The 12,640-nt window shown below is 66.5% G+C and carries 10 protein-coding genes and 1 pseudogene; 9 read left to right on the plus strand and 2 right to left on the minus strand.

Going from position 1 to position 12,640, the window contains the following annotated elements; all coding sequences use genetic code 11:
• A pseudogene (locus GOOTI_RS14485) lies at window positions 1-236 on the minus strand (hypothetical protein); the annotation flags it as partial.
• Window positions 237-363: 127 nt separating this feature from the next.
• Here GOOTI_RS14485 and ruvC point away from each other — a divergent pair.
• The 9 genes from ruvC to GOOTI_RS14530 all read left to right on the plus strand — a co-directional run bounded on the left by ruvC (window position 364) and on the right by GOOTI_RS14530 (window position 11,315).
• Window positions 364-981: a crossover junction endodeoxyribonuclease RuvC gene (gene ruvC, locus GOOTI_RS14490; protein ID WP_039994153.1), complete on the plus strand. Its 618-nt coding sequence runs from the start codon at window positions 364-366 to the stop codon at window positions 979-981.
• Window positions 978-1,571 (plus strand): Holliday junction branch migration protein RuvA, encoded by a 594-nt coding sequence (gene ruvA / locus GOOTI_RS14495; RefSeq protein WP_007239355.1) that lies wholly within the window; start codon window positions 978-980, stop codon window positions 1,569-1,571. The genes ruvC and ruvA overlap by 4 nt, the downstream gene beginning before the upstream one ends.
• Window positions 1,571-2,653 carry a Holliday junction branch migration DNA helicase RuvB gene (gene ruvB / locus GOOTI_RS14500; protein WP_007239356.1) on the plus strand — a complete coding sequence of 361 codons (1,083 nt, stop codon included), beginning with the start codon at window positions 1,571-1,573 and terminating at the stop codon, window positions 2,651-2,653. Before ruvA ends, ruvB begins: the two co-directional genes overlap by 1 nt.
• Window positions 2,654-2,823: 170 nt before the next feature.
• Window positions 2,824-3,261: a preprotein translocase subunit YajC gene (gene yajC, locus GOOTI_RS14505; RefSeq protein WP_007239357.1), complete on the plus strand. Its 438-nt coding sequence runs from the start codon at window positions 2,824-2,826 to the stop codon at window positions 3,259-3,261.
• 259 nt (window positions 3,262-3,520) lie between these two features.
• A complete protein-coding gene (gene secD, locus GOOTI_RS14510; RefSeq protein ID WP_007239358.1) occupies window positions 3,521-5,245 on the plus strand; it encodes a protein translocase subunit SecD in 1,725 nt (574 codons plus the stop codon).
• Window positions 5,242-6,432, plus strand: a complete 1,191-nt coding sequence (gene secF / locus GOOTI_RS14515) for a protein translocase subunit SecF (protein ID WP_007239359.1) — start codon at window positions 5,242-5,244, stop codon at window positions 6,430-6,432. Before secD ends, secF begins: the two co-directional genes overlap by 4 nt.
• A gap of 8 nt (window positions 6,433-6,440) precedes the next feature.
• On the plus strand, window positions 6,441-8,123 hold the full coding sequence (locus GOOTI_RS14520) for an ABC transporter substrate-binding protein (protein ID WP_007239360.1): 1,683 nt from the start codon (window positions 6,441-6,443) through the stop codon (window positions 8,121-8,123).
• 3 nt (window positions 8,124-8,126) lie between these two features.
• Window positions 8,127-8,720 (plus strand): adenine phosphoribosyltransferase, encoded by a 594-nt coding sequence (locus GOOTI_RS14525; RefSeq protein ID WP_007239361.1) that lies wholly within the window; start codon window positions 8,127-8,129, stop codon window positions 8,718-8,720.
• Between the two features lie 156 nt (window positions 8,721-8,876).
• Window positions 8,877-11,315 carry a RelA/SpoT family protein gene (locus GOOTI_RS14530; protein ID WP_007239362.1) on the plus strand — a complete coding sequence of 813 codons (2,439 nt, stop codon included), beginning with the start codon at window positions 8,877-8,879 and terminating at the stop codon, window positions 11,313-11,315.
• Between the two features lie 259 nt (window positions 11,316-11,574).
• Here GOOTI_RS14530 and GOOTI_RS14535 read toward each other — a convergent pair whose 3' ends face one another.
• Complete coding sequence (locus tag GOOTI_RS14535) at window positions 11,575-12,519, minus strand: peptidylprolyl isomerase (protein WP_007239363.1); 945 nt, start codon at window positions 12,517-12,519, stop codon at window positions 11,575-11,577.
• Window positions 12,520-12,640 lie beyond the last annotated feature (121 nt).

A 12,640-nucleotide genomic window follows, 5' to 3' on the forward strand; every position in this document is an offset into this window, starting at 1 on the left:
TCAGACCTGCCCCACTCCAGACGCAGCGACGCCGGACGCATGAAGTCGGCCGTACTGACCACGGCCGCCGCTCGACCACCGGTCTGCAGACCGTCGACGATCTCGCCCGCGAACACGTCGGGCGAACTGGCCGTCGCGCCGTCGACGCCCACCACTGCGATTGCGGGCAGCTCAGCGCAGCGTTGCACACACTCCTGCACCAACAGGCGCGGGGTGATCGGGTCGAATCGCGTCATCGACTCCACTTCTACGCGATGCGTCCGGCACTTCGGTCGGCACCGCCTTCGTGCCGTGTCGGTCCCGCGCTCTGTCGGAGCGAATCGGTAACATCTCGAACAACTGTTCGCTGTGATGGGAGTGTTTGTGCGAGTGATGGGCGTCGACCCCGGGCTGACCCGGTGTGGCATCGCACTGGTCGAGTCGGGTGCTGGCCGTCAGGTGACAGCTCTCGATGTCGACGTGGTGCGCACACCGACCGACATGGAGTTGGCCCAGCGACTGCTCGCGGTCTACACGGCGGCATCGCACTGGCTCGATACGCACAAGCCCGACGTCGTCGCGATCGAGCGGGTCTTCGCGCAGAACCAGGTCTCCACGGCGATGGGCACAGCCCAGGCGGGTGGCGTCATCGCGCTGGCGGCAGGTCAGCGCGAGATCCCGGTGCGTTTCCACACGCCCTCCGAGGTCAAGGCTGCGGTCACCGGTAGCGGGCGAGCCGACAAAGCTCAGGTCACCGCGATGGTCACCCGGATACTCGGTATGCAGACCAAACCACGCCCCGCCGACGCCGCAGACGCGCTGGCTCTGGCCATCTGCCACTGTTGGCGCGGCCCCATGGCCGAACGGATGATGCGGGCGCAACGGCAGGCGGAGGCGGCAGCCGCGCGCCACCGCGAGAAGATCGACGCCGCGCGTGCGCGCACCAGCGCCGACACTGCGCGAACCGGTGTCGACACCGCACGGCAGAGGAGGGGTGCATGATCGCCTCGGTGCGCGGGCCCGTGGTCGATGTCGCGCTCGACCACGTCGTGATCGACTGCGCGGGCGTCGGTTATCGCGTTCTCGCGACACCGTCGACCTTGTCCCTGATGCGTCGCGGCGAGGAGTCGACGCTGCTCACCTCGATGATCGTGCGCGAGGACTCCATGACGCTCTACGGCTTCACCGAGCCGGATGCGCGCGCGTTGTTCTCGTTGCTGCAGACAGTCACCGGCGTCGGGCCACGACTGGCGATGGCGACGCTCGCAGTTCTCGAGCCCGAGTCGTTGCGGCGTGCGCTCGCCGACTCCGACGTGAAGGCGCTCACTACCGTGCCCGGCATCGGCAAGAGGGTGGCCGAGCGGCTCGTCGTCGAACTTCGTGACAAGGTCGAGCGTCCGACGGTCGACGGTCCGGCCGCAGTCGGTGTCGCAGGTGGGGGAGTGCGCGATCAGGTCACCGAGGCGCTCGTCGGTCTCGGCTTCACCGCGGCGCCCGCGGAGAAGGCGGTGATCGCCGTGCTGTCGGAGACGCCTGACGCCGACGCGTCCACCGCTTTGCGGAAATCGCTTGCGCTGCTGGGGAAGTCGTGATGAATTCTGACGAACCGATCGAGCGCGAGGTCAACGCGACCCCGGTGCGCTCCGATGGCGACCTCGACGCAGGTCTGCGCCCGCGGTCGCTGGCCGACTTCATCGGACAGCCGCGCGTGTGCGAACAGCTCGAACTCGTGCTGCACGGTGCCCGGGGCCGTGGCGGCACGCCCGATCACATATTGCTGTCGGGTCCGCCAGGTCTGGGTAAGACGTCGCTGGCCATGATCATCGCCGCCGAGATGGGGGCTGCCATCAGGGTGACCTCGGGTCCGGCGCTCGAGCGCGCCGGCGACCTCGCGGCGATGCTCTCGAATCTTGTCGAGGGCGACGTGTTGTTCATCGACGAGATCCACCGCATCGCGCGACCCGCGGAAGAGATGCTCTATCTGGCCATGGAGGACTTCCGTGTTGACGTCGTCGTAGGCAAGGGGCCGGGCGCGACGTCGATCCCACTCGACGTCGCACCGTTCACACTCGTCGGGGCGACGACGCGCTCGGGCTCGCTGACCGGTCCGCTGCGAGACAGGTTCGGGTTCACCGCGCACATGGAGTTCTACGAGACGGACGAGCTCGTCCGGGTGCTGCGCCGTTCGGCCGGGATTCTCGGCATCGACCTCGGCGGCGACGCCGCGTCCGAGATCGCGAGTCGTTCGCGAGGTACCCCACGTATCGCGAACCGACTGCTGCGGCGTGTACGGGACTACGCGGAGGTGCGGGGCGACGGCGTCGTCACCGTCGACATCGCCCGGGCAGCGCTCGCCGTGTACGACGTCGACGAACTCGGCTTCGACCGACTCGATCGCGCGGTACTCAACGCGCTGATCAAGGCGTTCGGGGGCGGTCCCGTCGGCGTGTCGACGCTGGCCGTCGCCGTGGGAGAGGAACCGGCCACCGTCGAAGAGGTGTGTGAGCCGTTCCTCGTGCGGGCCGGGATGATCGCCAGAACCCCACGCGGGCGCGTTGCGACAGCGGCCGCGTGGCATCACCTCGGACTCACCCCGCCCGCTGGTGCGCTCAACGCCACTTTCGGCGTTCGTCCGCGTGACACAGACGCCGAAACACTGTTCGACGATCTCTAAGTCGTCCGCCCCGTCGTCCGATGCTGTCGGTTCACGGCGCTGCGCCCGAGCACCGCGCGGGCACGGCCGAGCACAGGCCAAAATGTCCGAATTCCCGGCATGGCACACTAGAAGGAGTGCGCGCTGCGACGCGCGACCTCCACATTCGACCAAGGACTGATCGCTTTCTCATGGAATCTCTGCTCTTCCCGCTTCTGCTCGTGCTCCTCGCCGGCTTCATGTTCTTCTCGATGCGCAAGCAGAAGAAGCGTGCGGCCGAGATGCAGGACATGCAGAACTCGATCCAGACCGGCACCCGTATCCAACTGACGTCCGGTCTGTTCGGCACCGTGATCGACTCGTCGTCGTCGGACTACATCGACGTCGAGATCGCGACGGGCGTGGTGACACGCTGGAACCGCCTCGCCATCATGAAGGTGGTGCATACCGAGGATGCCGCAGCGACCTATCCCGGGTACGTGCCGCCGAGCGCACCGCTCACCGCTGATGGAGACGAGTTCACCACCATCGAGGGCTCCGTCGACTACGACGACGACCTCGGCGGCGGCGATTCGGATGCGACGCTGCGCAAGGACCAGGGCGGCAGCACTCCCGACGCGGAGAAGTAGCCCCGAACGCAGGACGAGTCTGCCGGCTGCAATCACTGCGCCCGGTGACGGCACCGCCCGGCTCTCGGCACCGCCCCGCTCACGGCGCTACCTGATACACCGCACTGCACGTGGCCACGACGTTGCCCGATTCACACGACCCCGGGTGGGGCCGTGTGAATGCGTCGGCGCTGATCAGTAGAGTGGCGTGCGGCCGTCTGGCCGATCAGTACAGTGGCCGGCGGCCATCTGACGCGCGCTGAAGGAGATCGAGAACAACGTGACCACCCCTCGCCGGGCGACAGAGTTGTCGACCAAGAATCGAGGGTCGTCGACCACCAAACGAGGGTCGTCGACCACAAAGCCAGCGAAGAAGCGGCGGTCGCCATCGCGTGAGATCCCACCGTGGCGTCCGTTGACGCTGTTCTTCGTCCTGCTTGCGGTGATCTACGCGCTCATCTTCTTCACCGGCGGCGGTTCACCGGAGCCGAAGCTCGGCATCGATCTCCAGGGCGGCACCCGCGTCACCCTGACCGCGCGCACCGAGTCGGGTAACCCACCCACTCGTGAGCAGCTCGACCAGGCCAAGCAGATCATCGAGCAGCGCGTCAACGGTCTCGGCGTGTCCGGTTCCGAGGTGGTCGTCAACGGCAACAACCTGATCATCACGGTTCCCGGTCAGGACGGCGCACAGGCCAAGACGCTGGGACAGACCGCGCGGCTGTTCGTCCGCCCGGTCGTCGAGGTGCAGGCGGCGACTCCGCAGCCGAAGCAGAACACCGCCCAGGAGCCTACCGACGAGCAGCCTGCTGATCAGGCGGCCAGGGCAATCGAGGAGCAGCGCAAGCTCCGGCAGGTTCCCGCAGGTGCCAACACCGACGGCCTGAAGGCCTACATGTCGAAGATGGACTGTTCGACCGGCGCCAATGATCCGCTGCTGGGCAACGACCGTTCCGACGAATACCTCGTCGCGTGTTCCGAGGACGGCAAGCAGGTCTACCTGCTCGCGCCGCAGATCATCGACGGTCGTGACATCAGTTCTGCAAGTTCGGGATCGGACCAGCAGACCGGTGCGTGGACGGTGTATCTCGACTTCAAACCGAATGCCGCGCAGACCTGGAGCGACTTCACCGCCAAGAACATCGGCAACACCACAGCATTCGTTCTCGACAGCCGGGTGGTGTCCGCAGCGACGATCAATTCGCAGATCTCCGGCGGCAAGACGCAGATCACGGGATCGTTCAACGAGTCCGAGGCCAGTGACCTCGCCAACGTCCTGAAGTACGGTTCACTACCGCTCTCGTTCAAGACGTCCGACGCAGAGACCGTGTCGGCCACCCTCGGCCTCCAGTCGCTGCGCGCAGGTCTGATCGCAGGTCTCATCGGTCTGATCGCCGTGTTCATCTACGCGTTGCTGTACTACCGCGCGCTGGGCTTCCTGACGATCCTCTCGCTGATTCTCGCCGGGGCGGCGGTCTACGGAATCATCGTGCTCCTCGGCCGATGGATCGGATTCACCCTCGACCTCGCGGGCATCGCCGGTTTGATCATCGGTATCGGCATGACCGCCGACTCGTTCGTCGTCTACTTCGAACGCATCAAGGACGAGATGCGTGAGGGACGAAGTTTCCGTTCGGCGGTGCCTCGCGGCTGGGCGAGCGCCCGGCGCACCATCTGGTCGGGCAATGCCGTCAGCTTCATCGCAGCCGCCGTCATCTACATCCTCGCGATCGGCGAGGTGCGCGGCTTCGCCTTCACGCTCGGTCTGACCACCATTCTCGACGTCGTCGTCGTGTTTCTGGTCACCCATCCGCTGGTCGTCCTCGCGAGCAGAAACGACTTCCTCTCACGACCGAAGGTCAACGGACTCGGGGCGGTGAGCGAGGTCGCACGTCAGCGACGCCAGCGGGCCGCCCGGACGGACAGAGCCGCTACCGAGAACAAGCAGGCCGTCGGACAAGGATCGTCCGCAGACGGATCGTCTGCAGAAGGATCGTCGAAATGACAACCACCAACGACACGCGCGACGCTTCGGCCCCGACTCCGGCCACCGGCAGCGACGCCGACTTCGTCGCCGACACCAACAGGTCGTTCCTGTCCCGGCTCTACACGGGCACGGGCGCCTTTGAGATCGTCGGACGCAGACGCATGTGGTACCTCGTGAGTCTGGTGATCGTCATCATCTGCGTTGCGTCGATCGCGATCCGCGGATTCTCCTTCGGCATCGAGTTCGAGGGCGGAACACAGATCTCCATCCCAGTGACGCAGGGCGTGACCAGTCAGTCCGTCGAAGACGTCACCACCAAGGCGCTCGGCAGCGCTCCGGAAGCGGTGCAAACCGCGGGCTCGGGAGCCAGCCAGACCGTTCAGGTGCGGACTGACACGTTGACGCCGCAGCAGGCATCGGCAGTCACCGCGGCACTCACCGATCGTTTCGGCCCTGAACTCACCAACCAGGATGTGAGCATCTCGGAGGTGAGCTCGACCTGGGGCAAAGAGATCACCGAGAAGATGCTGATCGCCTTGGCGGTGTTCCTGGTGATCGTGTTCGTCTACATCGCCATCCGCTTCGACAGGGAGATGTCTGTCGCGGCACTCGCGTCGCTGCTGTTCGACATCGTCTGCACCGCGGGTATCTACTCCCTTGTCGGCTTCGAGGTCACCCCCGCAACCGTCATCGGCTTGCTCACCATCCTGGGCTTCTCCCTGTATGACACGGTCGTGGTGTTCGACAAGGTCGGCGAGAACACGCGGTCGGTGCTGCAGACGACGCGCCGCACGTACGCCGAGCAGGCCAATCTCGCGATCAACCAGACCCTGATGCGTTCGATCAACACCACTGTCATCTCGGTACTGCCGATCATCGCCCTCATGGTCATCGCCGTGTGGCTCCTCGGCGTCGGCACGCTGAAGGACCTCGGTCTCATCCAGCTGGTCGGCGTCGTCGTCGGTACCTACTCGTCGATCTTCCTCGCTGCTCCGCTTCTGGTGACGCTCAAGGAGCGCCGCTCGGAGATCAAGCGGCACACTGCGCGCGTGCTGCAGCGTCGCGAGGCGGTCGACTCCGGTGAGGACGTCGCGTCGACCGAGCGTTCTGTCCGCGGACGGCCGAGCGCGCGTCACGGCCGAAGCGAGTTGGAGGCGGGGGAGCAGCCGCAGACTCCCACCGGCAAGCGCCGACGTTCCCGATAGGCGCGGGAGTGATTTCCCGACGCGGCACGCGAGTGCTCGCGATAGTGCTGGCGGGACTCGCCATGGTCGGCGTGGTGAGCGCCTGTGGCGACGACCCGCCACCGACCCTCGACTACCTCACCGATGCGCGTCTGAGCACTGCCAACGCGAACACCGCAGACGGCAACGCCGATGGTGCGCTGATGCTGACCAGCAGGGTGTTACCGGGCTTCAGCTTTCTCGGCGCGTCGGGCCAGGTGACGCCCGATCGCGACATCGGCACCGTCACCGCCCAGCCGGGAGCCGTGCAGACGCTGACGTATCAATTCACACCCGACGCCGCGTTCTCCGACGGGACCCCGCTCGATTGTGACGACCTCGTACTGGCATGGACCGCGATGAACGGGCGCTATCCCGAATTCGGAGCGGCCACCACTGCCGGCTACCGCGACATCGACAAGATCGATTGCGACGCCGGGAGCAAGCGGGCGACCGTCTCCTTCGAACGTGGCCGTGACTATCGTGACTGGCGATCGCTGTTCGGGGCGGGCACCCTGATGCCTGCTCAGGTCGTTGCCCGCAGCGCGGGCGTCGGCGATGTGCTGGCACCGATCCGGTCGGGAAATCGCCCGACGATCAGAAGGATCGCGAAGGCGTGGAGGTCGGCATTCGAGCTTCGTGTCGGAGCCGTCGACGTCGACGCGATGCCGTCGTCGGGACCGTACGAGATCTCCGACGTCACCGACTCCGGCGTGCTCCTCGTGCCCAACTCCAAGTGGTGGGGCGACGCGCCGAAGGTCTCGCGCATCCTGGTGCACGGCAGATCGGACTCGGCTCGGCTCATCACCGGCAACTCCTACGACGTCGCCGATGTCACAGCCGGCCTCACCGACGGCGACGCCGCGCGTAGCGACCAGAACTCCGCAGGCCAGGTGCAGGCACGCGATGCCCCCGGGCGTGCGCTCGGCGTTGAAGAGCTGGTGCTGTCGCGGCGTGGTGTCTTCGCCGACGCCGCTGTCCGACAGGCGTTCGCCAGCTGCGTGCCACGCGATGTGCTGACGCGGAAGTTCGGTCAGGGCGCCCAGTTGTGGAATCTGCGTACGCTCGCGCCCGCTGATCGACTGGCCTCGAGCATCAACAGTGAATTCGGGCAGGGTTATCTGCGCGCCAACGCCGCCAAGTCGCGGGAGCTTCTCGCCGGTGCCGGTAAGAACTCGGGGATTCGTGTGCGGATCGGGTACCTCGCGCCGGGCGACCGGCAGCGGCAGATGGTCTCGGCCGTCGCCGACTCGTGCGGTGCTGCCGGGATCTCGGTCACCGATGTGTCGTCCCCGCAGTTCGGGATCGGCGACCTCGGCAAGACGGCCGATGCGGCGATCGTCGTCGGCGGAACGTCGTTCGCAGCGGCAGGAGCGGCAGATCCCAGCAGGGACGCCTATCAGTTGTTCGGTGGAGATCCGTTGGACATCAACGGATTCGACGATCAGCAGGTGTCGGATGCAATCGCCGCACGCAGCGTCGGCAGCCTCGGCAGCGACCAGTTGGGGCTCGTCAGGACGATCGAGGCCGCGGCCTGGGCGGACGTACCGTCGATCCCGCTGTTCGCTGCCCCACGCGTGCGGCGATGGAATGATCGAGTCCACAATGTCGTGGCCGGACTGGGCCGCAACGGGACGGGATGGAACATGGATCGGTGGGTCAGCGGTGAGTGAGCTGTGAGTAGCGGGCACGCGAACGCGGCATCAGACGACATCACGCGCGATGCGATTCGACGGGCACGCGCTGCCATCGCGGAGCATGAACGTACGGTCCCGGATTTCCCGAAGCCGGGCATTCTGTTCCGTGATCTGACGCCCGTGCTCGCCGACACCGTGGGGTTCTCGTCGATCGTGACCGCGCTGACCCACGGGTGCTCCGGCATCGACCTCGTCGCGGGGATCGACGCCCGCGGGTTTCTCGTCGGCGGCGCTGTCGCCCAGGAACTGGGTGTGGGAATCCTTGCGGTCCGCAAGGGCGGCAAGCTGCCCCCGCCGGTCTACGGCGTCGACTACGACCTCGAGTACGGGCAGGGGCGGCTGGAGATTCCTGCCAGCGGGATCGACATCAGTGGCAGCCGAATCCTCGTCGTCGACGACGTGCTGGCGACCGGCGGCACCGCGGTCGCGGCGTCGAAGCTCATGGATCTGGCGGGAGCGTCCGTCGTCGGGGTTGCCGTCATCATGGAACTCGCCGATCTCGGCGGACGTGCGAAGATCGCCGGCGAACTCGGGCCGGACGTGAGCCTGCACGCGATCACCGACGATCGCTGACGGTTCCACCATGCGTACAGCTCGTGCGGCCGTCCCCGGTGCCGGGCGTCGAGCGCGGATTAGACTCGGTGACTACGGTGTTGTTTCCCAGCGATGGACAACGGTATCGACATTCCAGATGTCCGTGAGAATCACGCGCCGCGACAAGGAGGCAGCATGGCGAACGAGACCGAGGCAGCCATCGCTCGTGAGCGGGTAGCGCCGACCGGCCCCGTCGAACAGACGCCCGCCGACTCCGGCCCCGCGGCGTCGAACCGGGTGCCGGCCGACACCCCTGCTCGCCCCTCCAACGCGGGATCGCCCGCCGACGCCGCCACCACCGCCGACACCACCCACGCCTCGGCGTCGCGACGGGTGCGCGCTCGGCTCGCACGACGAATGACCGCGACCCGTAGCTCGGTACGTCCGGTCCTGGAGCCGCTGGTCACGCTCCATCGTGAGATCTATCCCAAAGCCGACATCGCGCTGTTGCAGCACGCCTACGACGTGGCCGACGAACGTCATCGTGGCCAGAAGCGGAAGTCGGGGGACCCGTACATCACCCATCCGCTCGCGGTCGCGACGATTCTCGCCGATCTCGGGATGGACACCACGACACTCGTCGCCGCGCTGCTGCACGACACCGTCGAGGACACCGGCTACACGCTCGAGGCGCTCGAGAGCGAGTTCGGGGCCGAGGTAGCCCACCTCGTCGACGGGGTGACGAAACTCGACAAGGTCGCCCTCGGGAGCGCTGCCGAGGCCGAGACGATTCGCAAGATGATCATCGCGATGGCGCGCGATCCGCGGGTGCTGGTCATCAAGGTCGCCGACCGCTTGCACAACATGCGCACCATGCGCTTCCTGCCTCCGGAGAAGCAGGCGCGCAAGGCGCGCGAGACGCTCGAAGTGATTGCGCCACTTGCCCATCGACTCGGCATGGCGACGGTGAAGTGGGAGCTCGAGGACCTCTCGTTCGCGATTCTGCACCCCAAACGCTACGAGGAGATCGTCCGGCTCGTCGCCGACCGCGCACCGTCACGCGACACCTATCTCGCACGCGTGCGCGCCGATATCAACAATGCGCTGTCGTCGGCGAAGATCACCGCGACGGTCGAGGGCCGACCCAAGCACTACTGGTCCATCTACCAGAAGATGATCGTCAAGGGCCGCGACTTCGACGACATCCACGACCTCGTCGGCATGCGCATCCTGTGCGACGACGTGCGCGACTGCTACGCGGCGGTCGGCGTGGTGCACTCGCTGTGGCAGCCCATGGCCGGACGGTTCAAGGACTACATCGCGCAGCCGCGGTTCGGTGTGTACCAGTCGTTGCACACCACCGTCATCGGGCCGGAGGGCAAGCCTCTCGAGGTGCAGATCCGCACCAACGACATGCACCGCACCGCCGAGTTCGGAATCGCGGCGCACTGGCGCTACAAGGAGAGCGGTTATCGAGATCGCAAGGGACGCAAGTCCGATGCGGCCGAGATCGACGACATGGCGTGGATGCGTCAGCTTCTCGACTGGCAGCGGGAGGCTGCAGACCCGGGAGAATTCCTCGAGTCGCTGCGCTATGACCTCGCGGTCAAGGAGATCTTCGTCTTCACCCCGAAGGGCGACGTCATCACGCTTCCGGCGGGATCGACGCCGGTCGACTTCGCCTACGCCGTGCACACCGAGGTCGGACATCGATGTATCGGCGCACGCGTCAACGGACGCCTCGTCGCGCTCGAACGCCAGCTCGAGAACGGCGAGGTCGTCGAGGTGTTCACCTCCAAGGCGCCCAACGCAGGCCCGAGCAAGGACTGGCAGAACTTCGTGGTCTCGCCACGCGCGAAGGCCAAGATCCGCCAGTGGTTCGCGAAGGAACGTCGAGAAGAGGCTCTCGAGACAGGTAAGGACGCGATTGCGAAGGAGGTCCGCCGAGGCGGATTGCCGCTGCAACGGCTCATGAGTGCTGAGTCGATGGCTGCGATCGCCAAGGAACTCCGGTACGCAGACGTCACCGCGCTGTACACCGCGGTCGGCGAGAATCACGTGTCCGCGCGGCACGTCGTCAATCGGCTCGTCTCGTCACTGGGCGGAATCGACGACGCCGCCGAGGAGATCGCCGAGCGGTCGACGCTGTCGACGATGCCGTCGCGGACGCGTGCGGGCGGGGATGCCGGTGTCGTCGTCGAGGGGATCGACAACATCCTCATCAAGCTCGCCAAGTGCTGCACGCCCGTGCCCGGCGACGACATCCTCGGCTTCATCACCCGAGGCGGGGGAGTCAGCGTACACCGCACCGACTGCACCAACGCCGGTGAGCTGCGTCGACAGGACGAGCGCATCATCCCGGTGACCTGGGCGCCCTCACCGGAGTCTGTGTTCCTCGTCGCGATCCAGGTGGAGGCCCTCGACCGTCATCGACTGCTGTCCGACGTCACCAAGGTGCTCGCCGACGAGAAGGTGAACATCCTCTCGGCGTCGGTGACGACCAGCCGAGACCGCGTCGCAGTCAGCAAGTTCACCTTCGAGATGGGTGATCCGAAACACCTTGGCCACGTGCTCAACGTGGTGCGCAACGTCGAGGGCGTTTACGACGTCTACCGGGTGACGTCTGCCGCTTAGCCGCGCCCGTTCGGGGGCGTCCCGGGCGCACAGTCGACCGCAGGAGGCGCCCGCTCGACCGCAGGAGGCGCACACTCGGCTGCAGGAGGTGCCCGCTTGGCTGCAGGAGGTGCCCGCTTGGCTGCAGGAGGTGCCCGCTCGACCGCAGGAGGTGCCCGCTCGGCTGCAGGCGGTGCCCGCTCGACCGCAGGAGGCGCACAGTCGCGGGGTGTCCCGCCGACTGTGCGCCTCCTGTCGTCGACTGTGCGCTGAGCCGGGCCTAGCCCAGGTCTCCGCCGGTGATCTTCGCGGTGTTGATCTGCACCGGGAGCTTGGGTTTGCCGTCGCTGGCCTCGCCGGACGGTCCCGGGGTGACCCCACCCGCGGCGACCTTGTCGAGGACTTTCAGGCCCTCGGGGTCGACCTTGCCGACGACCGAGTAGTCGGCTGGGAGCTGGCTGTCGGAGATGACCAGGAAGAACTGGCTCGAACCGGTATTGCTGCTCTGACCACCCTGATTGCTGTTGGCGATCGCGATCGTGCCACGCGGATAGGTCACCGACTGCTGGCCGCTCATCGGATTCGGCTGACCGGCCGGCTTGAGGTTGGTCGGCGGCTCGTCGGGGCTGCTCCAACCGGGCCCGCCGGCGCCGGTGCCCGTCGGATCGCCGCACTGCAGCACCTTCAGTGCGTCGCTCGTTGTCATCCGGTGGCACGGGGTGTCGTTGTAGTAGTCGTGCCGGATGAGCGAGATCACGGCACCGGTGTTGCACGGAGCCGAGTCACGGGTCAGCGTGATCGGGATGGCTCCCTGCGAGGTGTCGAATGTTGCAGAGACGTCGCCGGACTTGAGCTGACGATCGCCGGGCTTGGGGGCGGTCCGCTTCTTGGGGATGCCCTCGTTGATCATCTTGTTCATCTCCGCCGCGTACTTGCGGTACTCGTCGTGCTGCTCCGCGGGCACGCCCTGCGGCGGATCCGTGGGGATCGGCTTCAGGCGGTCCGGCTGATCCTGATACTCGCAGGACGTCCACCGTGCGGCTTCGCGATCGTCGAGCACCTTCTTGACGATCAACGTGGTCGCCGTTGCGACGACAGCCACCACCAGCACCGTCGAGACCGATGCGATGATGATCCGCCGACGCTTGCGATCCTGACGCTCGCGTTCGAGCCTCTCCTCGAGCTTCCGCTTGGCGGCTTCGCGGCGTTCCTCGTTGGTGGTCACGCTGGTGAACCCTCCTGAGACGTCTGTCGGTGCGTATGAGGCGACACGGCTGTATCGACACGCAAGTGTGCCAGGACACCCTGAGAGTTCCCCAGGCAGGTGTGCCGGACGGGCGTCGGGC

It is taken from the genome of Gordonia otitidis NBRC 100426, from assembly GCF_000248075.1.
Taxonomy (GTDB): domain Bacteria; phylum Actinomycetota; class Actinomycetes; order Mycobacteriales; family Mycobacteriaceae; genus Gordonia; species Gordonia otitidis.

Excerpts from the sequence above, each read along its gene's own strand:
- ruvA (WP_007239355.1), top strand. The coding sequence starts at position 978 with ATGATCGCCTCGGTGCGCGGGCCCGTGGTCGATGTCGCGCTCGACCAC.
- ruvB (WP_007239356.1), top strand. The coding sequence starts at position 1,571 with ATGAATTCTGACGAACCGATCGAGCGCGAGGTCAACGCGACCCCGGTG.
- yajC (WP_007239357.1), top strand. The coding sequence starts at position 2,824 with ATGGAATCTCTGCTCTTCCCGCTTCTGCTCGTGCTCCTCGCCGGCTTC.
- secF (WP_007239359.1), top strand. The coding sequence starts at position 5,242 with ATGACAACCACCAACGACACGCGCGACGCTTCGGCCCCGACTCCGGCC.
- GOOTI_RS14530 (WP_007239362.1), top strand. The coding sequence starts at position 8,877 with ATGGCGAACGAGACCGAGGCAGCCATCGCTCGTGAGCGGGTAGCGCCG.